At 70.6% G+C, this 23,552-nt stretch carries 27 protein-coding genes and 1 tRNA gene; 14 read left to right on the top strand and 14 right to left on the bottom strand.

Annotated features, from left to right (window positions below):
• The first annotated feature begins 62 nt into the window (after positions 1-62).
• Positions 63-389 (top strand): hypothetical protein, encoded by a 327-nt coding sequence (locus tag BLQ91_RS16480; RefSeq protein WP_090097679.1) that lies wholly within the window; start codon positions 63-65, stop codon positions 387-389.
• Here the strand turns inward: BLQ91_RS16480 and BLQ91_RS16475 are convergent.
• Positions 373-1,197: a serine hydrolase domain-containing protein gene (locus BLQ91_RS16475; protein ID WP_090097678.1), complete on the bottom strand. Its 825-nt coding sequence runs from the start codon at positions 1,195-1,197 to the stop codon at positions 373-375. The two genes, BLQ91_RS16480 and BLQ91_RS16475, sit on opposite strands and share 17 nt — an antisense overlap.
• 23 nt (positions 1,198-1,220) lie before the next feature.
• On the opposite strand from BLQ91_RS16475, the gene BLQ91_RS16470 reads away from it, so the two are divergent.
• A complete protein-coding gene (locus tag BLQ91_RS16470; protein WP_090097677.1) occupies positions 1,221-2,132 on the top strand; it encodes a ribonuclease Z in 912 nt (303 codons plus the stop codon).
• Here BLQ91_RS16470 and BLQ91_RS16465 read toward each other — a convergent pair.
• A complete protein-coding gene (locus BLQ91_RS16465) occupies positions 2,077-2,934 on the bottom strand; it encodes an NAD-dependent epimerase/dehydratase family protein (RefSeq protein WP_090097676.1) in 858 nt (285 codons plus the stop codon). The two genes, BLQ91_RS16470 and BLQ91_RS16465, sit on opposite strands and share 56 nt — an antisense overlap.
• Before the next feature lie 66 nt (positions 2,935-3,000).
• Between BLQ91_RS16465 and BLQ91_RS16460 the strand changes: the two genes are divergently transcribed.
• Positions 3,001-3,216, top strand: a complete 216-nt coding sequence (locus BLQ91_RS16460; protein WP_090097675.1) for a hypothetical protein — start codon at positions 3,001-3,003, stop codon at positions 3,214-3,216.
• Between the two features lie 116 nt (positions 3,217-3,332).
• Here the strand turns inward: BLQ91_RS16460 and BLQ91_RS42675 are convergent, their stop codons facing one another.
• Positions 3,333-3,551: a hypothetical protein gene (locus tag BLQ91_RS42675; protein ID WP_236217792.1), complete on the bottom strand. Its 219-nt coding sequence runs from the start codon at positions 3,549-3,551 to the stop codon at positions 3,333-3,335.
• An 18-nt stretch (positions 3,552-3,569) separates the two neighbouring features.
• On the opposite strand from BLQ91_RS42675, the gene BLQ91_RS16455 reads away from it, so the two are divergent.
• Complete coding sequence (locus tag BLQ91_RS16455; RefSeq protein ID WP_245733477.1) at positions 3,570-4,823, top strand: ATP-grasp domain-containing protein; 1,254 nt, start codon at positions 3,570-3,572, stop codon at positions 4,821-4,823.
• A gap of 6 nt (positions 4,824-4,829) precedes the next feature.
• Here the strand turns inward: BLQ91_RS16455 and BLQ91_RS16450 are convergent, their stop codons facing one another.
• Entirely contained in the window at positions 4,830-5,594 is a 765-nt protein-coding gene (locus BLQ91_RS16450; protein WP_090097673.1) for a hypothetical protein, read from the bottom strand.
• A gap of 62 nt (positions 5,595-5,656) precedes the next feature.
• Between BLQ91_RS16450 and BLQ91_RS16445 the strand changes: the two genes are divergently transcribed.
• Both BLQ91_RS16445 and BLQ91_RS16440 read left to right on the top strand, forming a co-directional pair.
• Complete coding sequence (locus BLQ91_RS16445) at positions 5,657-6,862, top strand: DNA cytosine methyltransferase (RefSeq protein WP_245733476.1); 1,206 nt, start codon at positions 5,657-5,659, stop codon at positions 6,860-6,862.
• Between the two features lie 309 nt (positions 6,863-7,171).
• A complete protein-coding gene (locus BLQ91_RS16440; RefSeq protein ID WP_090097672.1) occupies positions 7,172-8,389 on the top strand; it encodes a thioester domain-containing protein in 1,218 nt (405 codons plus the stop codon).
• Between the two features lie 78 nt (positions 8,390-8,467).
• On the opposite strand, the gene BLQ91_RS16435 is transcribed toward BLQ91_RS16440, so the two are convergent.
• Complete coding sequence (locus BLQ91_RS16435; RefSeq protein WP_143022668.1) at positions 8,468-8,665, bottom strand: hypothetical protein; 198 nt, start codon at positions 8,663-8,665, stop codon at positions 8,468-8,470.
• 267 nt (positions 8,666-8,932) lie between these two features.
• Here BLQ91_RS16435 and BLQ91_RS16430 point away from each other — a divergent pair, with 267 nt between their 5' ends.
• The 4 genes from BLQ91_RS16430 to BLQ91_RS16415 all read left to right on the top strand — a co-directional run bounded on the left by BLQ91_RS16430 (position 8,933) and on the right by BLQ91_RS16415 (position 10,825).
• The gene (locus tag BLQ91_RS16430) at positions 8,933-9,103 is read left to right on the top strand and encodes an antitoxin (RefSeq protein WP_090097792.1); all 171 of its coding nucleotides are present in this window, start codon (positions 8,933-8,935) and stop codon (positions 9,101-9,103) included.
• The gene (locus tag BLQ91_RS16425; protein WP_090097670.1) at positions 9,104-9,742 is read left to right on the top strand and encodes a putative glycolipid-binding domain-containing protein; all 639 of its coding nucleotides are present in this window, start codon (positions 9,104-9,106) and stop codon (positions 9,740-9,742) included.
• An 83-nt stretch (positions 9,743-9,825) separates the two neighbouring features.
• Positions 9,826-10,656: a DUF5753 domain-containing protein gene (locus tag BLQ91_RS16420; protein ID WP_090097669.1), complete on the top strand. Its 831-nt coding sequence runs from the start codon at positions 9,826-9,828 to the stop codon at positions 10,654-10,656.
• 10 nt (positions 10,657-10,666) lie between these two features.
• Positions 10,667-10,825: a DUF397 domain-containing protein gene (locus tag BLQ91_RS16415; RefSeq protein WP_090097668.1), complete on the top strand. Its 159-nt coding sequence runs from the start codon at positions 10,667-10,669 to the stop codon at positions 10,823-10,825.
• Here the strand turns inward: BLQ91_RS16415 and BLQ91_RS16410 are convergent.
• The gene (locus tag BLQ91_RS16410) at positions 10,822-12,921 is read right to left on the bottom strand and encodes a S9 family peptidase (protein ID WP_090097667.1); all 2,100 of its coding nucleotides are present in this window, start codon (positions 12,919-12,921) and stop codon (positions 10,822-10,824) included. The genes BLQ91_RS16415 and BLQ91_RS16410 overlap by 4 nt on opposite strands.
• Positions 12,922-12,946: 25 nt before the next feature.
• Positions 12,947-13,546, bottom strand: a complete 600-nt coding sequence (locus tag BLQ91_RS16405) for a DUF4097 family beta strand repeat-containing protein (RefSeq protein WP_090097666.1) — start codon at positions 13,544-13,546, stop codon at positions 12,947-12,949.
• A 186-nt stretch (positions 13,547-13,732) separates the two neighbouring features.
• Between BLQ91_RS16405 and BLQ91_RS16400 the strand changes: the two genes are divergently transcribed.
• Positions 13,733-14,446, top strand: coding sequence for a GbsR/MarR family transcriptional regulator (locus tag BLQ91_RS16400; protein WP_090097665.1), 714 nt, complete (start codon positions 13,733-13,735; stop codon positions 14,444-14,446).
• Here the strand turns inward: BLQ91_RS16400 and BLQ91_RS16395 are convergent.
• The 5 genes from BLQ91_RS16395 to BLQ91_RS16375 are packed head-to-tail and all read right to left on the bottom strand — an operon-like array spanning position 14,443 to position 21,130.
• Positions 14,443-15,627 carry a thiolase family protein gene (locus BLQ91_RS16395; protein WP_090097664.1) on the bottom strand — a complete coding sequence of 395 codons (1,185 nt, stop codon included), beginning with the start codon at positions 15,625-15,627 and terminating at the stop codon, positions 14,443-14,445. The two genes, BLQ91_RS16400 and BLQ91_RS16395, sit on opposite strands and share 4 nt — an antisense overlap.
• A gap of 18 nt (positions 15,628-15,645) precedes the next feature.
• Positions 15,646-17,370, bottom strand: coding sequence for a hypothetical protein (locus BLQ91_RS16390; RefSeq protein WP_143022667.1), 1,725 nt, complete (start codon positions 17,368-17,370; stop codon positions 15,646-15,648).
• Between the two features lie 19 nt (positions 17,371-17,389).
• On the bottom strand, positions 17,390-18,940 hold the full coding sequence (locus BLQ91_RS16385) for a fibronectin type III domain-containing protein (protein ID WP_090097662.1): 1,551 nt from the start codon (positions 18,938-18,940) through the stop codon (positions 17,390-17,392).
• A gap of 9 nt (positions 18,941-18,949) precedes the next feature.
• Positions 18,950-19,897, bottom strand: coding sequence for a prephenate dehydrogenase (locus BLQ91_RS16380; RefSeq protein ID WP_090097791.1), 948 nt, complete (start codon positions 19,895-19,897; stop codon positions 18,950-18,952).
• A 27-nt stretch (positions 19,898-19,924) separates the two neighbouring features.
• Entirely contained in the window at positions 19,925-21,130 is a 1,206-nt protein-coding gene (locus BLQ91_RS16375) for a M20 metallopeptidase family protein (protein ID WP_090097661.1), read from the bottom strand.
• A gap of 60 nt (positions 21,131-21,190) precedes the next feature.
• Here BLQ91_RS16375 and BLQ91_RS16370 point away from each other — a divergent pair, with 60 nt between their 5' ends.
• The 3 genes from BLQ91_RS16370 (at position 21,191) to BLQ91_RS16360 (ending at position 22,242) form a co-directional block, all read left to right on the top strand.
• Positions 21,191-21,679 carry a tRNA adenosine deaminase-associated protein gene (locus tag BLQ91_RS16370; RefSeq protein WP_176959774.1) on the top strand — a complete coding sequence of 163 codons (489 nt, stop codon included), beginning with the start codon at positions 21,191-21,193 and terminating at the stop codon, positions 21,677-21,679.
• Between the two features lie 14 nt (positions 21,680-21,693).
• The gene (locus BLQ91_RS16365) at positions 21,694-22,125 is read left to right on the top strand and encodes a nucleoside deaminase (protein WP_090097790.1); all 432 of its coding nucleotides are present in this window, start codon (positions 21,694-21,696) and stop codon (positions 22,123-22,125) included.
• 32 nt (positions 22,126-22,157) lie between these two features.
• Positions 22,158-22,242 (top strand) — tRNA-Ser (locus tag BLQ91_RS16360).
• A gap of 413 nt (positions 22,243-22,655) precedes the next feature.
• Here the strand turns inward: BLQ91_RS16360 and BLQ91_RS16355 are convergent.
• Both BLQ91_RS16355 and BLQ91_RS16350 read right to left on the bottom strand, forming a co-directional pair.
• Positions 22,656-22,877 carry a type II toxin-antitoxin system HicA family toxin gene (locus BLQ91_RS16355; RefSeq protein ID WP_090097659.1) on the bottom strand — a complete coding sequence of 74 codons (222 nt, stop codon included), beginning with the start codon at positions 22,875-22,877 and terminating at the stop codon, positions 22,656-22,658.
• Positions 22,874-23,095: a type II toxin-antitoxin system HicB family antitoxin gene (locus BLQ91_RS16350; protein ID WP_090097658.1), complete on the bottom strand. Its 222-nt coding sequence runs from the start codon at positions 23,093-23,095 to the stop codon at positions 22,874-22,876. The genes BLQ91_RS16355 and BLQ91_RS16350 overlap by 4 nt, the downstream gene beginning before the upstream one ends.
• Between the last annotated feature and the right edge of the window lie 457 nt (positions 23,096-23,552).

Raw genomic sequence — 23,552 nt, 5'->3', positions numbered from 1 at the left:
CGACTGACGCCGTCGGGGTGTCGGGTGGTGACGCAGCCACGCCCACGAGGCAGAGTGGCGGCGTGGACCAGCGGGAGATCATGCAGCGGGCGCTCGGCGTCCTCACGCTCACCTACGACGGCGCCGGGTCGAACGACTACCTGCGCATGGCCCTCAAGTCGTTGCAGGAGGGCGTGTTCAGCTACGAGGTCAAGGTCGACGGCGAGCTGAACGAGGCCGGTGCGCAGGCCCTCAAGCAGGCGATGGACCAGGTGTTGTCGCAGTTCGGGTGGTTCACCGCCGGCCTGCTGTACGCCTTCCACGGGGTGGCGCAGGCGTACGAGAACGACTACGAGGACGCCGACGTGCAGGAGATCCTGCGGCAGCTCGCTCTCAGGCTCGCCGACTGACCAGTTCCGCGCGGACGCCGTCGGAGAACGGCGTCCACGCCTCGACCGCCCACGGGCCGAAGCGCAGGTCCGTCAGGGCGACGCAGGCGGCGGAGATCTCCGGGTCGACCCACAGGAACGTGCCGGACTGGCCGAAGTGGCCGAAGGTGCGCGGGGAGGACGAGTTGCCCGTCCAGTGCGGCGATTTCGTGGAACGGATCTCGAAACCGAGGCCCCAGTCGTTCGGCTTCTGCATTCCGTAGCCGGGCAGGACGCCGTTCAGGCCCGGGAAGACGACCGACGTCGCCTCGGCGACCAGTTCGGGCGAGACCAGCCGGGGGGAAAGCAGTTCCGCGGCGAAAAGTGCCAGGTCGGCGGCGGAGGATTCGGCGCCGGCGCCCGCCGAGCCGACCAGGGCCGAGGATTTCATGCCCAAAGGCGCGAAAACGGCTTCGTGCAGATAAGTCGCGAACGGCATTTCGCACGCCTCGCCCACGAATGACGCCAGCACGTCGAAGCCCGCGTTCGAGTAGATGCGGCGGGTGCCCGGAGCGGCCTGCGCCTCTGGCTTGTCGAACGCGTAGCCGGCGGTGTGCGCGATCAGGTGCCGCACGGTCGAGCCGGCGGGGCCGCAGGGCTGGTCCCACTCGACCGCGCCCTCCTCGACGGCGACCAGGACGGCGTACGACGTCAGCAGCTTCGTCACCGAGGCGAGCGGGAACACGCGCTCCTGGTCGCCCAGCGTGCCGACCACGCCGTCCGGGGACGACACGACGGCCACCGCCACGTTCTCGACGGGCCACGACGCTGCCACTTCGACGCTCTGCATGGGACAGACGTTAACGTCAGGGTGTGACAGTCCGGGAACTGATCGTCCTGGGAACGGCCAGCCAGGTCCCCACGCGCCAGCGCAACCACAACGGCTACCTGCTGAGGTGGGACGGCGAGGGCTTCCTGTTCGACCCGGGCGACGGCAGCCAGCGGCAGCTGCTCAGGTCGGGCGCGGCCGCGAGCGACATCACCCGGCTCTGCATCACGCACTTCCACGGCGACCACTGCCTGGGCGTCCCCGGCATCGTCCAGCGGCTGTCCCTGGACCGGGTCCCGCACACCGTCCACGCCCACTTCCCGAAGTCGGGCGCGCACTTCTTCGAACGCCTCCGGTACGCCAGCGCCTTCTACGACGCCGCGGACATCTCGGAGGAGCCGGTCGAACGCGACGGCCTCCAGGCCGAGGGGAGGTTCGGCAGGCTCGAGGCCTTCGCGCTCGACCACGGCATCGACAGCTTCGGCTACCGCCTGGTCGAGCCGGACGGCCACCGCATGCTGCCCGAGAAGCTCGACGAGCACGGCATCCGGGGGCCGCAGGTCCGCGTCCTGCAGCAGGAGGGCGAGCTCGGCGGCGTCAGGCTGGAGGACGTCAGCGAGCCGCGGAAGGGGCAGCGGTTCGCGTTCGTCATGGACACGAGGCTCTGCGACAACGTCTACGAGCTCGCGGACAACGCCGACATGCTCGTCATCGAGTCGACCTACCTCGCGCGCGACACCAAGCTCGCCGGGGACCACGGTCACCTCACCGCCCAGCAGGCCGCCCGCGTCGCCAGGGACTGCCGGGTGCGCAAGCTGGTCCTCACGCACTTCTCCCAGCGCTACGACGACCCCGCCGAGTTCCACGCCGAGGCCGCCGCGGAGTTCGACGGCGAGATCGTCATCGCGAAGGACCTGGACCGGGTGCCGGTGCCGAAGCGCGCCACTGGTCGGTGACGATCCCGGTCAGCGAGGACGACCGCGGCTCCCAGCCCAGCGCGCGCAGCTTCGAGGCGTCGGCGCGCTGCGTGCGGACCTCGCCGGCGTGCGCGGGCTTCCAGTCGACGTGCACGGACCGGCCGGTGACCTCCGCGACCGTCGACAGCACGTCCTCCACCGAGGCCGCGGTGGCGCCGACGTTGTAGACCGACGACGTGCCCACGGCGCAGGTCTCCAGAGCCACGACGAAAGCAGCAGCAACGTCGTGCACGTGCACGAAGTCGCGCACGGCCGTGCCGTCGCCGTAGACCTCCATGCCCGGCAGGATCCCGGCGGCGCACGCCACGGCACGCGTGATCACCCGACTGGTGTCCGTGTCACCACCTCCAGCGACGTTGAACAACCGGAGAGTGGTCGCGCCGATCCGTCCCGACCGCGCCGCCCACGCCACGAGGTCTTCGGCGGCTGCTTTCGAAGCGGCGTACGGGGAGGAGGGTTCGCGGACGGACCCCTCGGTCAGCGGGGCGTCCGACGGCCGGTAGACGGTGCCCGTCGAGGCGAGCAGGAACCGCTGGCCCCGCAAGGCTTTGAGCAGGTTGAGCGTCCCGCCCACGTTCGTCTCCCAGTAGGGCAGCGGGTCGAGGAACGACTCCCGGACGCGGGCCGCGGCCGCCAGGTGGATGACGGCGTCCACGTCGTGCAACTCGAACGGTTCGGAGAGGCGTTGCCGGGACGGAACAGGCTCATGGCCGTGAACCCGCAGCTCACGCACCACGGCGCGGCCGACATAGCCAGTGGCACCGGTCACCAGAACTCGCACGGGTTGACCCTAAAGGTCGACGTTGACCCCGCCGATAACACACGAGTGAGTTACCCCCATCGCGCTGTGCACACAAGCATCGCCGAGCTTCTGCACGACCACGCCGTGCACGAGTTCAAGCGGCAGGAGTTCCTTCGCAACGTGGCTGACATCGTGGGAGCCGCACCCGCGCCGCAGCCCGCCCCCGCCGGACTCACGGCGCCGCTGCCCTCGACCAACCCCAGGCGCAGCTTCCTGACCCGCGTCGACCAGGTTCTCCGGGACGCGTCGCGCGCTCTCTGACCAGCGGGTTCGCCCACTGATCCACTTGCCGCGAGGCTCGCGCCGACAGGCCCTCCGCAAGATTCATCCGGCCGTTGCCGGACCGTGCTTCGACACGCATACCGGGTGGCTCTACGCTACGCGTCACCCGGCGATCGCCGGTCGCATCCTTCTGCTTCTCTCAAAGCGGGTTCTCGGCGATGAATCATGTTCTCGCAGCGCTCAACGAGCGCCTCGGCAGGTTGTTCGGTGACCGGCTCGTCGTGCTGGCCGGTGGCACGCGTCTGGCCAAGCGCGCCCAAGAGCTCCATGCGCTCGGCGCTCGCCATACGCTCGTGCTCGATACCGACGATCACGCCCCGCTGCATGATTCCGTGATCGCCCGTTGGGTCTCGCTGGGCATCAAGGGCGGCTTCGTCGCCGTCGAACAGCGCCGCCTGGGCAAGCTGCTGACGAGGCCGAGCGCCGAGGTGAAGGAGGTCCTGCGGGACTTCGACGCCGACGGCGAAGCGGTCGTGATCAGCACGCCCTACAACGAGATCGGCACCTTCCAGGGCCGCCCGGTGCTCAACGCCCGGCAGCACTCGTGGGTCGAGCTCGAGAACAAGACCACGATCGACGCGCTCTGGGACGAGCTCAGCGCCCGCCGCGCGCCCGCGATGGTGTTCGACCTCGACTTCGAACGCCTCTGGGGCGCCTCGGAGATCCTGGACCGCGGCGCGGGCGTCGTCTGGTCCGGCGACGGCCCGGCGATCAACGGCGGTGCCAACTTCGTGCGCCGCGTGCGGTCCTACGAGGAGGCCAAGGAGGCCTTCGACGTGCTCGCGCCCAAGTGCGAGCAGGTCCGCGTCATGCCGTTCCTGGAAGGCATTCCGGTGAGCGTGCACGGCATCGTCTTCCCCGACGGCACCGCGGTGCTGCGCCCGATCGAGATGGTCGTGCCGCGCCGCCAGGGCCAGGCCAAGTTCCTCTACGCGGGCTGCGCGTCGTTCTACGACCCGCCCGTGTGGATCCGCGACGAGATGCGCAACCTGGCCCGCCGCGTCGGCGAGCACCTGCGCGGGACCGTCGGCTACCGCGGCACGTTCACGCTCGACGGCATCGCGACCGAGGACGGCTTCCTGCCGACCGAGATCAACACCCGCTACGGCGGCGCGATGGTCTGCTTCGAGGACGCCGTCCCGACGCTGCCGCTCGCCCTCGTTCAGGTAGCCCTGGTCGCAGGCTGGGACCTCGGCATCTCCTCGATGGAGTTCGAGGAGCTCGTCCTGCAGGCTGCGGACAACCACCGCGCCGGTGCCGTGGGCGCCAACGTGCGGGCCGTGCAGCCGACCGAGGTGGACGAGCGCCGGGTGATCTTCACCGGCTGGGCGTGCCGCCTCGCGCACCCCGAGGAGCCCGCGCACGCGACGTTGCGGCTCAGCCCGTCGCCGATCGGCGGCCGGCTGGACCTCGACCTGCACCGGGAGAACATGCCCGTGGGCGCTCCCGTGGCGGCGCTGACGGTCGCGGCGTTCGCGCTGGCGGACCAGGAGTGGGGGACGGGCCTCGGTGCGCTGGAACCCGCTGTCGCGGTCGAGGACGGCATCCCGGTCGAGGAGACCTTCGAAGAGGCCGTGACCGCCTAGAGCGGTCTACCAGGCGCCCTCGTCGCCGTACGCGGAGATGAGGGCGAACCGGTAGCCCATCAGGGCGGCGGCGACCTCACGGGGCTGGTGCGCCGGGCGCACCAGCCCTTCGCCGAGCACCTTGGGCCGCGGCACGTCGAGGCCGAGCAGCTCGGGTGTTCCCCTCAGCAGCGCCACCGCGATCTCGGCGGCCTCGGCGAGCATCTCCTCGCCCGGCAGGTCCGTCATCTCCTGCATGAGCCCGTGCACGAACGTGGGCAACCTTTCGGGCACCGCGCAGGCGAGGGCGACCAGGCACGCGACCCGTTCGGACGCGAGCGCCTCGAAGATCTTCGGCGCGCCCTGGGCGACGGCGTGCCGGGTCTGCGTCAGCCAGTCCGGTGCCGTGCGGGGCAGTTCGCGGCCGAGGGCGTTCCAGCGGCGGTGCGTGCGCCGTCCGTCCTCTGTGTACCCCTTGCCCGCCAGCGCGAGGGCGGCCAGCAGGAAGACCACCCGGTCCCGCACGTCGCCGGCGACCTTGTACGAGGCCCCCAGCTCCACCAGGAACGGCACGGCGCAGAACGACGCCTGGGAGACCGTGTCGTCGGTCAGCAGCCGGTCGGCGAGCGAGCTGAACGCCTCCAGCCGGACGTCGGCGGCGGGGTCCACCAGGGAGCGCAGCAGACGGGGGACGCGACCGGCTCCACCCCGGCCGTCGTGGACCTCGCTCCAGGGAATCCTGTCGAGTCCGCGCAACGGGTCAGGCCGTTGCCAGGCGCGCGGCAGCTCCATAGGCGGGAAAGGTACGGGATGTCAGGGAAAGCGCCTCGGCGCCTCGCCCGTACGATCTCGCCGTGTCCTTCTCGGTGGCCGACATCTTCTCGGGTGCGGGCGGCATGAGCTACGGCTTCCACGCCCACCGCGACTTCCGGGTCGTCGGTGCCGCCGACGCGCAGATCGGCAAGCCCAGCTCGAAGCTCGGTTCGTTGCGCTGCAACGACACGTATCGCGCGAACATCGGCGTCGACCCGCTGGAGGTCGACCTCGGGAAGGTCTCGCCCGCGGCGTTGCGCGAGGTCTGGGGCCTGCGGCGCGGCGAACTGGACGTGCTGCTGGCGTGCCCGCCGTGCTCGGGCTTCAGCCGGATCACCTCGCAGAACCACCTGCGCGACGACCCGCGCAACTCCCTCGTGGGCCGGATCGCGGTGTACGCGCAGGAGCTGCGCCCGAAGGTCGTGCTGATGGAGAACGCCCGCGAGCTCGTCAAGGGCAGGCAGCGCCACCACTTCGACAGCCTCGCCGAAGAACTCACCCGAATCGGTTACAAGGTCTGGGGCGGGACGCACATGCTGTCCCGGTTCGGCCTGCCGCAGCTGCGCGAGCGGACGCTGATGGTCGCGGTCGACGGAGGGCTGCCGCTGCTCACGCTCGACGACCTGTGGGAGGGCAGGGTCGTCCGCCCGTCCGCCGTCACGGTCCGGCGCGCGATCGGCAAGCTCCCGGTCGTGGAGCCCGGCGCCGCGGACCCGGACGACCCCATTCACGTCTCGCCGACTTTCTCGCAGGACCGCAGTCTCGAAAGAATGCGGGCCATTCCGGCAAATGGCGGATCGTGGGCCGATCTGCTCCGGTCACCGGAGACGGCCCGGTTGTTGAACCCCGCGCAGCGCAAGATCGTCGAGCAGCGGAACTGGGGTTCGCACCCGGACGTCTACGGCCGGATGTGGTGGGACGAACCGGCCCGGACGATCAAGAGGGAATGCGGTCACGTCGGGAACGGGCGTTATGCCCACCCGGTCCAGCACCGGCTCTGCACCGTGCGCGAGATGGCGCTCCTGCAAGGGTTCCCGCGCCAGTTCCGGTTCGACGTCTCGATTCTCGGGAACGCGTACCGGCACGTGGGCGACGCCGTTCCGCCGCTGATCGCCTACCAGTTGGCCGGGCTCACCCGGTGGATTCTCACCGGTGACCGCCCCGAGCCCCGGGACATGTGCCTGCGCGGCACTTCGCTGCGTCCGGGAGACATTCGTCCGGCAGAAGTTGTGGAATTGGTTGCCTGACCGTTGAACCGCTCGTGGCGTTCATCCGTAGCGGACGCGTGGGCAGATAACTGTTCAGCAACGAATTTAACGTCACCTGACGGAATGAATGCATCGCACCCCTATCCACTGTGGACACCCTGCGTATGTTTCCGCTGCTCACAGTGGGTGTCGTAGGACTCCATACCTCACCCGTACGTGTGTCACCCCATCAGCTAACGTCCCGCTCGCTTCCTGTCGGGTCAGTGTCGATGTCCGACGTGCCGACCGCCCCGACGGATGACTGACTTCCCGCCGCGTTCGGGCTAATTTCAGTGAGCAAGGAGACCCATGGCTTCCCGGTTGAGGATGGGCGCGGCGCTGCTCGGCGCCACGGCCCTTCTGTCGTTCTCGGCCCTTCCGGCCCACGCTGACGTGATCATCAAGCCGGACCGCGGCGGCCAGGAGGACGGCCACGACGTCCACCTCATCAACGGCGACCACCACCACCGCCAGAACACCGCGGTGATCAAGCTGCGCATCGAGGGCGACGCCGAGCGTTCGAACGTCCTCACCTACTGCGTGGAGCTGCCGACGCCGCTCGAGGACCGGGACGCCCTCAAGGAGGTGCCGTGGGACAAGCACCCCAACCCGAAGACCAAGTTCAAGGTCAACGCGGGCAAGGTCCTGTGGATCCTCACGAACTCCTACCCCGGGCAGCCCATGGACAAGGTCCAGGCGAAGTTCGGCAAGCAGTTCGACAAGAAGGAGACGATCGCCGCCACGCAGGCCGCGATCTGGCACTTCACCGACGAGGCCGAGCTCGACAGCAACAAGACGAACGCCGACGTCGCCAAGCTGTACGAGCGCCTGGTCAAGGACGCCACGGCGAACGAGATCAAGGAGCAGCCGAAGCCGACGCTGGAGATCGAGCCCGCCTCGAAGTCCGGCAAGTCCGGTGAGAAGATCGGCCCGTTCAAGGTCACGACCACGGCTTCCGAGGTCAAGCTGACCGCGAACCTCCCCGAGGGCGTCACCATCACCGACAAGGACGGCACGCCGCTCGCCCTGCAGAAGCAGGGTGACAAGGTCGCCGCCAAGTCCGCGGGCGACAAGGTCTCCGAGTTCTTCGTGAACGTCCCGGAGAAGGCCCCGACCGGCAACGCCTCGATCAAGCTCTCGGCCGAGGCCGAGCTCGCGATCGGCCGCCTGTTCGTCGCGCACAACAAGGACAAGGAAGACGTGGCGCAGTCGCTCGTCGTCGCGCAGCCGCAGAAGGCCAAGGTCGAGAAGGAGGCCAAGGCCGACTGGAAGCTCGAGGTCAAGCCGACCGAGCCGACCACGACCACGGCTCCGACCACGACCACGGCCCCGACCACCACCACGGCGCCGGAGACCACCACCCCGAGCACCACCTCCACCACGCCGGCCGCCCCGGCTCCCGGTGGTGGCGAGGACCTCGCCCAGACCGGTGCGTCGATCCTGTGGCCGCTGCTCGGCGGTCTGGTCCTCGTCGGCGCCGGTGCGGGTGCGCTGTTCGTGGTCCGTCGCAAGAAGGCCGGCGCCTGATCTGAGGTAGCCGCCCCGTAGACGAACGCCCCCTGGTTCCGCGCCGGAGCAGGGGGCGTTTGCCTTGTCCGGACCCGGTCAGCGGCGGCTGGTGCCCGCCACGCCGATGTCGCCGTCGGCGATGGCGACGTCCCGGTGGGACGACGCTCCGGAGAGGATCGCGCGGGCCGGGTCGCGGAAGTTCTCCACGACCTCGACGCGCTGCACCGGCTTGGCCGTCGGGATGACGGTCTCCGGCGTCCAGTGGCGACCGAACCGCACCAGATAGGTGTTCACGTTCGGCTTGCCGTCTTCCCGGCCTCGCGGTCGTGCACCCCGCCGGCGACCGGGCGCCGGTCACTGCGAGCGGCGACGTTCGTGGCCGTGGTCGTCACCGTGAACTACTTCCCCTGGTTCTGACCGCGACGGCGGCCGACCCAGGCGGCGGTGGGCCACATCTTCGTAGTCGCGGAGCCGACCTGTCCAGGCGGAACTGGCGTGATCGCGGCTATCAACACGAGGGGCCTGCTCGGGTACCCTGCGTCAGGGACGAAGGAGCACCACATGAACTTCGACGAGATCAAGACCAAGGCCGTGGACCTCGCCGAGCAGCACCACGAGCAGGTCGACAAGGGCGTGGACGCCGCGGCGGACTTCCTCGCGGGCAGGTTCGGTCACGAAGAGCAGGTCGACTCGGTAGCCCAGAAGCTCAAGGACATCCTTCCAGGTGGATGAGTGAACTCCTTCAACGCCATTGACGCCGGGCGGGTCACCTCCGGGGAGACCCGCTCCACCTCTGCCCGCAGGCCGGAGATGTTCACCTGGCAGGGCATCCACGAGCCGCGGCTCGAGCAGGTCCGCCTGCTCCTGTCGAACGACCAGCGCCTGCGCGCCTCCGGTCGTCTCGTCGCCGCAGGCCCCGACGAGCAGTTCAACGCCTCCTTCGAGGTGTCCGTCGGCGAGAGCGGCCAGGTCACCAGGCTGCTCCTGCGCACGGCCACCGTTCTGGAGGAGCGCCAGTGCTCCCTCTCCCGCACCGAGGACGGCGCCTGGCTCGTCGACCACGGCCAGGGCAGCAAGCGCGAGACGTTCAACGACGCCCTCGACGTCGACGTCCAATTCGCCGTGCTGTTCAACGCCATCCCGATCCGCCGCCTGGGCCTGCACCGCGAACCGGGCGAGCACGCCCTGCCCGTGGTCCGGGTGTCGCTGCCCGACCTGTCCGTCCGCGCCGTCACCCAGACGTACAAGACGGTGTCCGTGGCCGACGACGTCTCGGTCGTGCGGTTCAAGAGCGGCGGCTTCGAGCAGAACATCAAGGTCGACGCCAACGGGTTGGTCGTCGAGTACCCGCTGATCTCGAAGCGGATTTAGAGCCCGTCCAAGAAGTACTTCCTTCGTGGCGAGTCCCCGGCCGGCGGTGGAAGTGACCTGGCGCGGCCCTCTAGCGTCCGACCATGCCGAAACGGTTCTCGAGCGTGGTCGGACGCTCGTTCGGTGATGGCGTCCGCGATGCCATCCAGTCCACCGGGATGACGCAGCGGCGGATCGCGGAGCTGCTCGACTGGGAAGAGGCCAAGGTCTCGGACCTGGTCAAGGGCAAGGGCGGGGTCACCGAGGTCGAGCTCGCCATGCTCCTCGGGCTGTGCCGGGTGGAAGCCGACGAGGCCCGCCGCCTGCTGGCACTCTTCCGCGAAACCCGCGAGAAGGGCTACCTGGAGTTCAACGAGGACGGCGTGCCCAACCAGTTGAGCACGCTGATCGACCAGGAGCGGCTCGCCAACAAGATCTCCGTGTGGGCGATGGACCTCATCCCCGGCCTGCTCCAACTCCCGCAGTACTCCGCCGAGGTGGTGCGTGCGGTCCCGAAGGTGCAGCCCGAGCAGGTGGCGGAGATCGTCGCCGTCAAGGCGGGGCGAAGAGCGATCTTCCACCCGAGCCGGGAGTTCGTCTTCTTGATCCACGAACAGGCTCTGCGGCTGCGGGTCGGAAGCGCCCAGCTGATGGCCGAGCAGTTGAGCGAGCTGCTCCTCATGTCCATACGGCCCTACGTCAGCGTGCGAATCGTCCCTCTCTCGATCGGTACGCACGCCGGGCTCGCGGGCTCTTTCACCAAGTTGGCCTACGAGAAGTTCGAGCCTGTGGTCTACCTGGAGAGCCACAACTCCAACCTGTTCCTGGAGGACAAGAACTCGATCACCGCCTACGACGAAGTGCTGAAGGCCCTTACCGCTCAAGCCTTGGATGGTGAACAATCAAGAGAGTTGATCACCAGCTTGCTGGCGTGAGGAGACAGGCATGACGACCTGGCGGAAGAGCAGCTACAGCGGCACTTCGAGCGACTGCGTCGAGGTCGGTCGTGGCGTCGGCATCCGGGACAGCAAGGCGCCGACCACGCACCTGCCCGTGTCGGACAAGGCGTGGTCGGCGTTCCTGGCGGAGGTCAAAGCCCGCTAGAGCATCTCGCCGAGCACCTCCGGGTCGATCAGGATCGGCGCCGGCCGGTACGCGGGCGGCTCGACGCCCATCAGCGCGCGGACCAGGAAGTCCCAGGCCTTGGTGCGCACGTACGCCATCCGGTCGATGAACAGGTGCTCGCACCCCGGCACGATCACCACCTCGCAGTCCTTGCCGGCCGCGATCACCGCGTCCGCCAGCGCCAGCGAGTGGTCCGGGTGCACGGTGTCGTCCAGCTCGCCGTGCACCAGCAGGAGCTTGCCCTGCAACTGGTCCGCGATCTCGACGTTCGAGGCGCGCTGCCAGGCCTCCGGGTTGTCCGCGCCGTCGACGTTCTCCGCCCAGCCGAGGCCGATGTACCGGGCGTCGTGCGAACCCGACAGGGCGACGCCGGCGCGGAAGGTCTCCGGGAAGGCGAGCACCGCCCGTCCTGCCGCGAAACCACCGCCGGAGTGGCCCATCACGCCCACTCGTTCCAGGTCCATCCACGGCCGTGACGACGCCAGCTGGTGCAGCGCCGCCACGTGGTCGACCAGGCCGCCCGCGTCGGCGAGGTTTCCTGCGAGGAACTCCGCCGAACGGCCCGGGGTGCCGCGTCCGTCGAGGGCCACCACGACGAAACCGAGCGCTGCCAACGGTTCCGCGTCGAGGCCCATGCCGCCGGGGTCGAAGCACGGGGTGACGCGCGTGACCTGCGGGCCGGGGTAGACGCTGTCCACCACGGGATAGCGCAGAGACGGGTCGAAGTCGCGCGGCTTGTAGAGCACGCCGTAGACGTCCGTGACGCCGTCCGCTGCCTTGACGCGGAAGCGCTCCGGGGCGGTCCAGCCCGCCGCGACCAGACGGCTGATGTCGGCAACCTCCAGTGACACCAGCACTTCGCCCGTCCACGAGCGCGCAGTCGTCACCGGAGGGGTGTCCACAGTGGATGCCGAGTCGACGAAGTACGAGCCGCACGGGGACACCGTGACGACGTGGTCCGAAGCATCGTCGGTGACGACGGCGAAACCGGTGCCGTCCAACGAGACCCGGCAGACCGTGCGGCGGTACGGGTCCTCGGCGACCAGGCCCGACGCGATGAAGTGGACGACCCCGTCGGCGACGTGCAGGATCTCGCGGACCAGCCACTCGCCCGACGTGACCTGCCCCAGCAGTTCACCGGTGTGCAGGTCGTGGCGGTAGAGGTGGCCCCAGCCGTCGCGCTGCGAGAACCACAGCACCTCGTCACCCACGACCCGCACCAGCGGCGGGCCGTACATGAACTGGTTGGGGCTCGTGCGGCCCGTTCCCGTCTCGGTCACCACGACGCGCACCTCGCCCGTGACGGCGTCCATGCGGTTCAACGTCAGGGTGTGCTGGTCGCGGGGGCGGGACAGGAAGTAGACGGCCGTGCTGTCGTCCGACCACCACGCCCAGCCCGCCGTGACCGGCGAGAACTCCGGCATCAGCAGCGGTTCGGCCGCCGCGAAGACCGTCGTGCCGGCCCGCACGTCGAACACGACCAGGTCGGCGAGCGGCGCGGAGGTGTCGCCGGGGTAGGCGTAGTGCTGGGTGTGGGTGACCGGGCCGCCGCCACCGGCCGGGCGCGACTCGATCAGGTGGGTCTTCCGCACGGTGCGCTGGTCGGTGCGGTGGGCGAGGACCTTGGACGAGTCCGGGGACCAGGCCAGGGCTGGGGGCAGGTGCGGCAGGCCGAACTTGCGCATCAGCGTGCCGTAGCTCATGGAGTCCGGGCCGTAGCCGTAGCCCAGGCCGGGAACGCCGTCGGTGGTCAGCGCCCACTCGCGGTCGCCGGAGCGTGCCCACAGGTCGTGGCCCCGGCGGGAGACGGCGACCTCGCCGTCCGGCGAGGCGACCTCCAGCGGGTTGCCCGGTGCCGCGAGGAACGGCGTCGGGTCGAAGTCCGGCGTGCGGGTGCCCGCGACCGGGTCGACCACCACGAACCGACGGGAAGCGCCGTCGCGGACCTGGTACCAGAACCGGCGGCCGTCCTCGATCCACTGTGGACTGACCCGGTCGCCGACGACGAGCTCGCCGGGGGCGGCGGGGCGGCGGAGGAGTTGTTCTGCGGCTCGGTAACCGGCGTCGGTGATCATGGTGGTCTCCCAGGAGGTCGAGTGGTCAGAGGCCGCGGGCGGTGATGTCGCCGTACGACGTGGTGGCGCGGATGGCCACCGCGTCCGAGCCGTCGTTGCGCAGCGAGTTGGTGATGCGGCCGTAGGTGGTGCCGGCGTCGAGCGAGGCGGAGCGGTCGGTGGCGACGGTGATGTGGCCCTTGAGCGTGGTGATCTCGGCCGAACCGGTGAGGCGGCCGATGGTCACGTCGCCGGCCTGCGTCGACAGCCGGACGTGCGCGGCCTCGTCGATCTTGATGTCGCTCTGCGCGGCCTCGAAGGCGATGTCGCCGAGCCGGCCGACGCCGCGGAACTCCGCGCTCGCGGCCTTGGCCTCGACCCGCGACCCGGCGGGCAGCTGGACGGTGATCTCGACCGAGCCGGACGACCCGAGGAGCTTGCCGCCGGAATCGGCCTCGATGCGCAGGACCCCGTCGGCGAACGCGACCGAGACCTTCTCGGCGGCCTTCACGTCGCGGCTCTTCGAGGCGTCGACCGGCAGGACCTCGACGGCGGCGTCGGCGCGGTCGGAGGCGATGAACTGGACGCGCCCGGCGGGGATGTCGAGCAGGGCGGCGATCGGGGCGGTGGTGGCGAAGGTCTGCATCTCTGGCTCCTGTGACTCGTTGTTTCCGATGAGGGAAAGCTACGTTGCGTTTCCGGATCTGGCCAACAACTTCGTTGCACAAAAAGCGAGTAATAGCAGTTCAAAACCCTAATATCGTTGCAACCGGATCTGAATCTAACGCAACGACTGTTGCAATGAACTGAAGGTGAAGGCTATGCTCGCGGCATGCCAGGAGGCCGACTCACCCAGCAGGAACGCCGTCAGATCGCCCTCGGCCTCGCCGACGGCCTCGCGTACGCGGAGATCGCGCGGGGTCTCGGCCGGCCCACCTCGACGATCACGCGCGAGGTCCTGCGCAACGGAGGTCCCGCGGGCTACAAGCCCGACATCGCCCAGCTCTCCACCGAACGCCGGGCCCAGCGCCGCAAGGCGGCGTCACCGAAGGGCCGGCGGGCGGCGGAGCGCACCGACGGGCGCGACCCGGAGGCCGTGCGGGAGTTCGAGGAGGTGTTCTCGGGCATCTTCATGGGGCAGGGCCTGCCCAGGATGACGGCGCGGACGCTCGCCAGCCTCTACGCCACCGACTCCGGCAGCATGACCGCGCAGGAACTGGTGTCGCACCTGCAGGTCAGCCCGGCTTCGGTCTCGAAGGCCGTGGCGTACCTGGAGGGCCAGGGCCTGATCGGCCGCGTGCGCGACGAACGCCGCCGCGAGCGCTACGTCGTCGACGAGGGTGACATCTGGTACCGGTCGATGATCGCGAGCGCGCAGGGCACGACGACGCTCGCCGGGGCCGCGCGCCACGGCGTCAGCAGCCTCGGCCCCGGCACACCCGCGGCCGTCCGGCTGGAGAACATCGCGCGGTTCCTCGACTTCGTCAGCGAGGCCATCACCCGCGCCGCCGAACAGGCGCGGGACGTCCTGCACACCAAGCCCTAGACGCGGACCGCGACCGCCACGCCCTGGCCGACGCCGACGCACGCCGCCGCGATGCCCACACCGCCACCGCGCGCCCGCAGGTGGCGGCACAGGTCGATGACCACGCGCGGCATCGAGGCGCCGAGCGGGTGCCCGTACGCGATGGCGCCGCCGTGCACGTTGACCTTCTCCCTGTCGATCTCGGGGAGGTGGTGCACGACCGACAACGCCATCGCGGCGAACGCCTCGTTGATCTCCCAGAGGTCGACCTGCTCGGCATCGAGGTGCAGGCGCTTCACCAGCTTCCGGATCGCCGGGACGGGCGCGACCGTGAACCGGTGCGGCTCCTCGCCGGTCGTCGCGCTGCCCAGCACCTCGCCCAGCGGCTCGACGCCCAGTTCCGCCGCGATCGCCTCCGTGCCGAGCAAGGCGGCCACGGCGCCGTCGTTCATCGGTGACGCGTTGCCCGGTGTCACCGACCCGTTCTCCGAGAACGCCGGCTTGAGCTTCGCGAGCTTCTCGATGCTCGTGTCCGCGCGGACGTTCTCGTCGCGCCTGATCGCCGTCCCGTCCGGCAGCTGCACGGGGAACGCGAAACCCTCGTGCACGCCCGCGTCCCACGCCGCGGCGGCGCGGCGGTGCGAGCGCAGCGCGAAGTTGTCCATCTGCTCGCGCGTGATCCCCAGCTCGTGGGCCACCTTCTCGGCGGCCAGTCCCAGCGGAACTGTGTAGTGCTTGGGCATGCGCGGGTTCACGAGCCGCCAGCCGAGCGCCGTCGACACGGTCTCCAGGCGGTCCGGGAACGCCTTGTCCGGGCGGGCCGTCACGAACGGCGCCCGCGACATCCCCTCGACACCGCCCGCGACGACCAGGTCCGCGTCCCCGGTGATCAGCGCGCGGGCGCCCTGGATGATCGACTCCCCGCCCGAGGCGCACAGCCGGTTCAGCGTCACGCCCGGCACCGAGACCGGCAGTCCCGCCAGCAGCGCGGCCATGCGGGCCACGTTGCGGTTGTCCTCGCCGGCGCCGTTCGCGTCACCCAGCAGCACGTCGTCGATGCGGGCCAGGTCGAGCGACGGGTAGCGGCGCAGCAGGTCGACGATCGGCAGCGCGGCGAGGTCGTCCACGCGGATGCCGGAGAGGCCTCCGCGGTACCTGCCGAACGGCGTGCGGGCGGCGTCGATGATCAATGCGCGAGCCATGCCCCCATCTTGGGCCAATCAGGGCTTGAGCAAAAAGGGGACGTAACCCGTTTCGGGGTGCACTCCCTGATCGGTGCTGAAGGCCTTCACCTCGACCGCGTGGGCGCCGGGGCCCAGCGCCGCCGTGTTGAGCGAGATCCGCCACCGGCCCGCGGCGGCGGGGCCGTCGGCCGTGGTGGGGACGGTGGCGATGTGCGTGCCGTCGAGCCTGACCTCGAACCCGGCGAGGCCCGCCACGGCCGCGTCCAGGGCGTTGACGCGGACCTCCAGCACCACGCGGCCCCGGTTGAACGCGGCACCGTTCCCGACGGGCTGCCCGCCGGCGTCCAGCACCTCGGGGACGGGATCGGCGAGCGCCGGCTTCGCGTCGACCAGAGGGGTCGAGCTCTCGCGTTGGGTGATGCCCTGCGGGCCGGTCAGCTCGACGTCGGTGTGGGTGACCTGGATGCGCTCCTGCGTCACCAGCCGCACGTTCAGGGTGTCGGTGAACGCTTCTCGCGGCAGGTCGGCGACGGCCGGGTACTCCGCGCCGGGCTTCCACGGCGTGCCCTCGACCGCCGGCCTGATCGGCACCTCGACGCCGTTGACCTCCACCGCCGGGACGGGCGTGCCTTCGCGGGACGGGATGAGCGCGATGCGCAGCTGCCCCGCGGTGACGTCCGCCAGAGGCGTCGCACCGGTGCTCGCCGGGCCGTCCAGGCGCACCTGCGGTGTCGGGCCCGCAGGCGGGGCGTCCGCCCTGGCGGTCCGGTAGCCGATCAGGTCGACGCCCGCGCGGATCCGGTCGCCCGCGAGCGCCGCGAAGCCGACCAGCGCCGTCGCCTCGCGCCACTGCGGCACGAACGACGAGGTGGCGACGACGTCACCGTCGCGCACGACCTGGACGCCCGCGGAGCTCAGCACGACCTCCCAGCGCACGGTCACGCCCGGCAGCGCGGGCGGGAGCGGCTTGGCGGTGGTGCCGTTCGGCACCAGCTCGACGACCGAGTTGCCGGCGGCGTCGGTCGAGACCGTGGCTCGGACGGTGTTCGGCGGCACCGGGTCGCCCTGGACGCTGACCGGACCCGGCACGAGGTCGAGCAGCAGCTTGCCGCCGGTGCCCGGGGCGTCGGTATCGACCACGAGCCGGCTCTCGTCGTCACCGCGCACGAACGGCGTGCGCGCCCTCAGCGTCACGGCTCGGGTGCCGCAGCTGCTGCCGACCACGAGCCGGTCGTGGTCCTCCTCGTCGCCCGAGGTGGCGCGGGCGCAGTCGGTGCGCTTGGAGAGCCGCCACCGCCGCAGGTCGGGTTCGGCGGGGTTGTCGAAGCGGTCGACGAACGTGTACGGGGCGTTGTCCGCGCGCGGGGTCGCCCTGGTCCTCGCGGGCTGCGACCGCTGGCCGAAGGAGTCGACCGCGCGGATCTCGACCTCCTGCTCGCGGTCGTTCAGCAGGCCGTTGAGCTGCGTGCCCGGCCGCGTGACGAGCTTGGTCTTCTCGCCCCACCGCACCTCGTACGCGGGCGCGTCGCCGGACCAGGCGAGCTGGATCCTGTGGTGGCCGGCGCGCGCGACCACGTTCGAGGGCGTGCCCGGACGACCCTGCGGGCCCGGCACCAGCACCTGCTCCGCCGCGTACGCCCGGAGCTTCGTCGGCGGCGGGGGAGCGGTGGGCAGGGTCGAGTCGCTCCCGCCGGTGTCGCGCAGCACGAGCACGCCCGCCACCAGCGCGAGGCCCGCGACAGCGAAGGCGACCCGCTTCATGACGGTCACGCTAGGGCGTTCACCCCAGTGCGAACACGGTTTCCGCGATAACGGCTTCGCCACCGTCCGCCGGAAGGACGCCGAGCTTGAGCCGAGCGCTCGACCCGACGCCCAGGGCCGCTGTGTCGAGCCAGAACTCGTGCCTGCCGGGGACCGCGGAGCCCTGCTCGTCGGTGGGCAGCGCGGCGATCCGCTTCCCGTCCAGCTCGAGCTCGATGCCGCGGTGGCCGATCGCGTTCACCTCGGCGGTGACGAGGACACGGCCCTTGCGCGGCAACGGCTGCGGAGGCTTCGTGCCGTCCTCGTGCACCACGTGCAGCCGTGGCGCCCCGATCTTCATGCCGCCGGGGCGGTCGGAGAGCCGGGGGAGGGCCTGCGGACGGCTCTCGGGCTTGCGGATGACCACGAGCCGGGCCTGCTGCGCGGCCGCCACCTTCCCGGTGGTCAGGGGCAGCTCGGAGACCGTGACCTGGCGGCCGGGCACCGACGAGACGAGCTTCGCCGCCACGGCGTCCTGCGGCAGTTCGACGTCCCTCTCGAGCGGGATGACCTCGGTGGGCACGACCCGTTCCGGCACGCCGCCGACGCCGAACGCGTCCAGGAACCCGCCGCCGTCGATGCGGATCCGCGGGTGCACCAGCCGTTCGGTGATCGCGACGGGCTCGTAGGCGACCACGACGCCGTCCCTCAGCGCCACGACGGCGTCCGGCAGCACCCGCATCTCCCACCGGTGCCGCACGCCCGCGACGAGCCCGGTCGTCTGCGAGTCGCCGAGGGTGATCTGCCTGCCGGTGCGCGGCAGGTCGGGGTCCGCGATGATCCGCGTGCCCTGCGTCGTGACGTCGAGGCTGACCGAGCCCTTCGGCTGCGCGTCGGTCTCCTCCAGGTACTGCCACGGGTCGGGCAGCAGCGTCAGCCGCACGTGGCTCGACTCGACCGCGCCCGCGACGCTGACGACCGCGCGGCCGGTGGCGCCGTCCGCGGCGGGCATCCCGAACCGGACGGGCGTGTTCGACTGGAAGGCCGCTGTCGGGCAGTCGACGTCGATGCGCCTGCCCTGCCCGAACGGCCGCAGCCCGAGGCACTCCGGTTCCGCCTGGACCCGCCACTTGCGCGGGTCCAGCGCCTCCGGTCCGTCGAACCTGTCGACCTGGCCGACGAGCTGGTCGTCCCACCGGTCGTCGTAGAGGTCCTCGGGCGTCGCGCTGATCAGGAGCGGCTCGGACCGCCTGCCGGTCGCGCTGACCGCGCGGACCTCGACGGACGTCTCCGCGTCGGGGTCCAGCCCCGGCAGCTCCACCTCGGGGGTCGGGACGAGCTGCACGTTGCCGTTCCAGCGCACCTCGTACGCCGACGCCGAGCCGTTCCAGGCGACCTGCAACGCGTCCACGTCCAGCGCCCGCGTCCGCGGGTTGGCGGGCTTCGCCGGCTCCTGCGACGCGACGACCTCGACGCCGTCCGCGATCTCCCGCTTGAGCGTGCCCGGCGCGTCACCGGTCCGGAGCGCCACCACGGCGGCTACGACGAGCGCGAGACCACCGAGCCCACCGGCGAGGGTCCGTCGATCCACCCGGCGACCCTACGACGTTTCCGCGACAGCGGTGCTGCCGTTCAGCCCAACCACACGCCCGCCACGCGACCCGAGGTTGCGCAACGCCGCCAGTGCTCCCGGCTTGGTCAGGTCGATCGTCACGCCGGTCCGCCGCGGCTGGTCGACCAGCGCCTTCCTGCCCTCGTGACCCGCCTCGATCGTCTTCGCGAGGCCACCGGTCGACGCGAGCGAGCCGCGTGCCGCGCCGAGCCTGCCGAGGGCGTCGTCGACGGCCATCAGCAGCGCGTCCCGGTTGCCCTCGCACATCGCGCGGACCAGTTCCGGCCTGCTCCCGGCGACGCGCGTGCCGTCCGCGAAGCTGCCCGCCGCGAGGGCCATCGCGAGAGGTCCGCCGCCCGCCCCGACCGCCGCGAGGACCGCCGCCATGATGTGCGGCAGGTGGCTGATCCGCGCCACCGCCTCGTCGTGCTCCTCCGGCGTCGTGGGCACGACGTGCGCTTTCAGGTCGAGCGCGAGCCGCATGACGTCGTCGAGGTGGTCGTCGGCCTCCTCGGGCGTGACGACCCAGGCGGCGTTCTCGAACAGCGTGGCGCTGCCCGCGTCCCAGCCGCTCCTGCTCGTGCCGGCCATGGGGTGCCCGCCGACGAACCGCGCGTGCGGCGCGTACCGGTGCACGGCGTCGTGGACGGGTCCTTTCACGCTCGTGACGTCCGTGAGCCGTGTGCCCGCGGGGACCTTGCGCAGCAGGTCCGGCAGCGCGGGCAGCGGCACGGCGAGGACGACGAGAGCTTCCCGGCTGCGGCCGAGGGCCTCGTCCACGGTCGTGATGTCGAAGCCCTCGGCGCGCGCCTTGTCCGCGTCCTCCCCGCTCGCCGTCGCACCCCACACGGTGCGCCCGGCAGCTTTGGCGGCCCGCAGCACGGAGCCGCCGATCAGTCCCAGTCCGATCACGCACACGTCTCGCACGGCGCTCATCATTCCGTGCCGCACGTGTGCGGCGAACTACCGGAGGGCGTCCAACGCGAACGCCGCGTACATCGCCACCCCGTGCTCCATCGCGGCCTCGTCGAACAGCACCCGGTTCGAGTGGTTCGGGGCGGCCTCCTCCAGGTCGATCCCGCGCGGGCACGCCCCGAGGAACGCCATCGCCCCCGGCACCCTCTGCAGCACGTACGAGAAGTCCTCCGCGCCCATCAGCGGGTACTCCATCGGCTCGCTCCACGAGGCGCCCATCGCCTGGGCCGCGAGGTCGACCACGTGCTTGCCGACGGCGTCGTCGTTCACCGTCACCGGGTAGCCGGGGACGATGCTGACCTCGGCATGGCACCCGTAGGCGGCGGCCGTGTGCTTCACGGCCTGCTTGAGCTCCTTGTGCACGAGCGCGCGCGTCGCCTCGGACAACGTCCTGATCGTCCCGTCCAGGGTCGCGACCTCGGGGATGATGTTCGTGGTCGTGCCGGCGTTGATCTGCGCGACCGTCACCACCGCGGGCTCGTGCACGCTGATCCGCCGGCCGAGCATCGTCTGGATCGCACCGACCATCGCCGCCGCCGCGGGCACCGGGTCGAGCGCGTTGTGCGGCATCGCGCCGTGGCCGCCGCGGCCCTTCACGTGCACGTGGAACGTGTCCGCGGACGCCATCATCGGACCGGGCCGGCACGTCACCACGCCCGACTTGAGCGTGGACGTGATGTGCAGGGCGAACGCCTTCTCCACGCCGTCGTCGAGCAGGCCTTCCTCGATCATGTGCCGGGCGCCGTGGTGGCCCTCCTCGCCCGGCTGGAACATGAAGAGCACGCGCCCCTTCAGCGCGTCGCGCCGGTCCGCCAGCAGCCGTGCGGACGAAGCCAGCATCGCGACGTGCGTGTCGTGGCCGCAGGCGTGCATGTTGCCGTCTACTTCGGACGCGTACGGCAGCCCGGTGTCCTCCTGCAGCGGCAGCCCGTCCATGTCGCCGCGCAGCAGCACGGTCGGCCCCGGCTGGTCACCCTCGAGCACCGCCACGACGGAGGTCGTCGACTCGCCCTTCGTGATCTTGAGCGGCAGTCCGTCCAACGCGTGCAGGATCGCCGCCTGCGTCTTCGGGTTCTGGAGGCCCTGCTCGGGGTGCTTGTGGATCTGACGGCGCAGCGCCACCGTGCGGGGCTGAAGCACGCGCGCCCCTTCGAGCAGTCCGGCGAGACGGGGGTCCGGCGTAGTTGTGCTCATCCACCGATGGTGCCACCACCTCGGCTACCGGGAAGGTCGTCTGGGCCCTACGGTGTGCTCATGACACAGCAGGAGCCGGTCAACGGCTTCGCGGTCGCGGCGGTCCGGGAGGACGGCCGCTGGCGGTGCAGCAGGATGGACAGCTCCGCGCTGTCGGAGCTGGACGCGGCGATCACGGAGCTGCGCCAGCTGAGGTCGACGGGAGCCGTGTTCGGGCTCCTCGCCGTCGACGACGAGTTCTTCATCATCCTCAGGCCCGTGCCGGGCGGCGTGGCGCTGCTGCTCTCGGACGCGGCCGCCGCCCTCGACTACGACATCGCGGCCGACGTGCTCGACCTGCTGCGCGTCGACCCCCCGGACGAGGAGGACAACGAGCTCTGGCCGGAAGGCGACCTCGGCGTCCTCTCCGACCTCGGCATGCCCTCGCACGAGCTCCAGATCATCGTCGACCAGGTCGACCTCTACCCGGACGAGCAGCTCCAGATGATCGCCCAGCGCATCGGCTTCATCGACGAGTTCACGAAGCTGCTCGACACGATCGAAGCGTGACCACCTCGGAGGACATGGTCCGCGCGGCCCTGCGCGCGGCCTCGGCGTCGGGCGCGGACGTCCCGATCGGCGCCGTCGTCTACGCGCCGGACGGCACGGTGCTCGCCGAGGCCTGCAACGCCCGCGAAGCGCTGGGCGACCCGACCGCCCACGCCGAGGTCTTGGCCCTGCGCGAGGCGGCCACCCGCCACGGCGACGGCTGGCGCCTCGACGGCTGCACCCTCGCGGTCACCCTGGAACCGTGCACGATGTGCGCCGGCGCGCTGGTCCTGGCCCGTGTCTCCCGTCTCGTCTTCGGCGCCTGGGAGCCCAAAACGGGCGCCGTGGGCTCGCTCTGGGACGTCGTGCGCGACCGCCGGCTCAACCACCGCCCCGAGGTCCAGGGCGGCGTGCTGGAGCAGGAGTGCGCTGACCTGCTGGAACGCTTCTTCCGGACCCAGCGTTAAGCCGGTGGATCGGGCTGTGTATTGTTCTTACCGGTGGCGTGTCCGAGCGGCCGAAGGAGCACGCCTCGAAAGCGTGTGAGGTGAAAGCCTCCGTGGGTTCAAATCCCACCGCCACCGCTGCTCAGAGCCCCGGTTGCCGATCATGGCAACCGGGGCTCTGACGTTTCGTCCCGGTCTTCGTCTCAGTTGTGGCCGTTAGGCCGGAATCGGCCCCCACCGCGCCGTCCTCGTCGTTGCTCCCCGTCAGCCGTTTCGGCAGACTCCTAGGGCCAGCCCGCCGACGCGCTGAGCGACGTCTCGCCGAGTCGAGGCCGTGATGTGCTGGTACTGGACAGCCATCGCCGTGTTCGACCAGCACGTGATCCACATCACCGTTCGCTCGGCCACCGAGCAACAGCAGCACCGTTGCCGCTCGGGTGGTCCGTACGTGGATCGAGTGGACCACCGCGGCGATCGGTAACCACACCACTTGCGGTAACCGTCTGACCTGCGCGGTTACCGCAGTTGCCGATGTCTGGGGACAGGGAGGCCTACAGCAGCGCGAGGAACTCGGCGGGCGTCAGGCCTGCCTGTCGGATGATCGAGGCGAGCGTGCCGCGCTTCACGGTGCCGTGCATCGGAACGATCACCGTGCGGCCGTCTTCGTGGCGGTACACGGCGTGGCTGCCTTTGGTGCGGGTGTGCTCGAATCCGAGCGACTCAAGGACGCGAGTGACCTTGCGGACGGCAACGTCCGACAGCGCAGGACTCACGCGGCCGTTCCTGGCACCTGGAACGAGGTCACCAATGGGGTTGAGGTCACAGCTGGCTCGGGCACCTCGGAGAGGTACAGCTCGACCGCTTCGCGGAGGTTGTCCAGAGCCTCGTGGATCGTCTGCCCTTGACTGGCTACGTCGACTTCGAGGCATTGAGCGATGTACCAATCCTCTTCTTCGTGCACCGCTGCTGTCAGCGTCCGCTGCTCGCCCATGACTCCAGTGTCCCATCCGATGCCGTCTGCGTCTGCCCGCCGCAACCCCGTCTGGCCGCTCAACGCGCCTTGGGGGAGATGAGAGCCGCGACCGGTTCACCCACATCGACGACAGCAGCCGCGCGCCGTTGCGGGAGAAGTCGATCTCCGGAAGTCTGTCGCGCAGCACCGAGCCGGCCCAGCGGTGGGCGTGGCCGAGGTGGCGGAACGGCTGGTCGAGCGTCCAGTCCGGGGTCGGCGGCACCTGAAAGCCCAGTTCAGCGGCGGTCAGGTGCAGCGAAGTCCGTTGACGATCTCGGCGCAGCGGCGCTCGTGGCCCGGAATCCCCACTCCGGGAGTTGTAGGGACGCCGGCCGGTGCCTGGGAGGGGCCCACAGGCCGGCGTTCCGAGAGCGAGCATACACCATGATCGAACACTTGTTCGAGTGATGATTGAGGGGCCAACCGGTTAACCGTT

The sequence above is a fragment of the Lentzea jiangxiensis genome (assembly GCF_900104175.1).
In the GTDB taxonomy this organism is placed as follows: Bacteria; Actinomycetota; Actinomycetes; order Mycobacteriales; family Pseudonocardiaceae; genus Lentzea; species Lentzea jiangxiensis.
The sequence above is the reverse complement of the archived record's forward strand: the minus strand, read 5'-3'. Positions and strand labels throughout refer to the sequence as shown.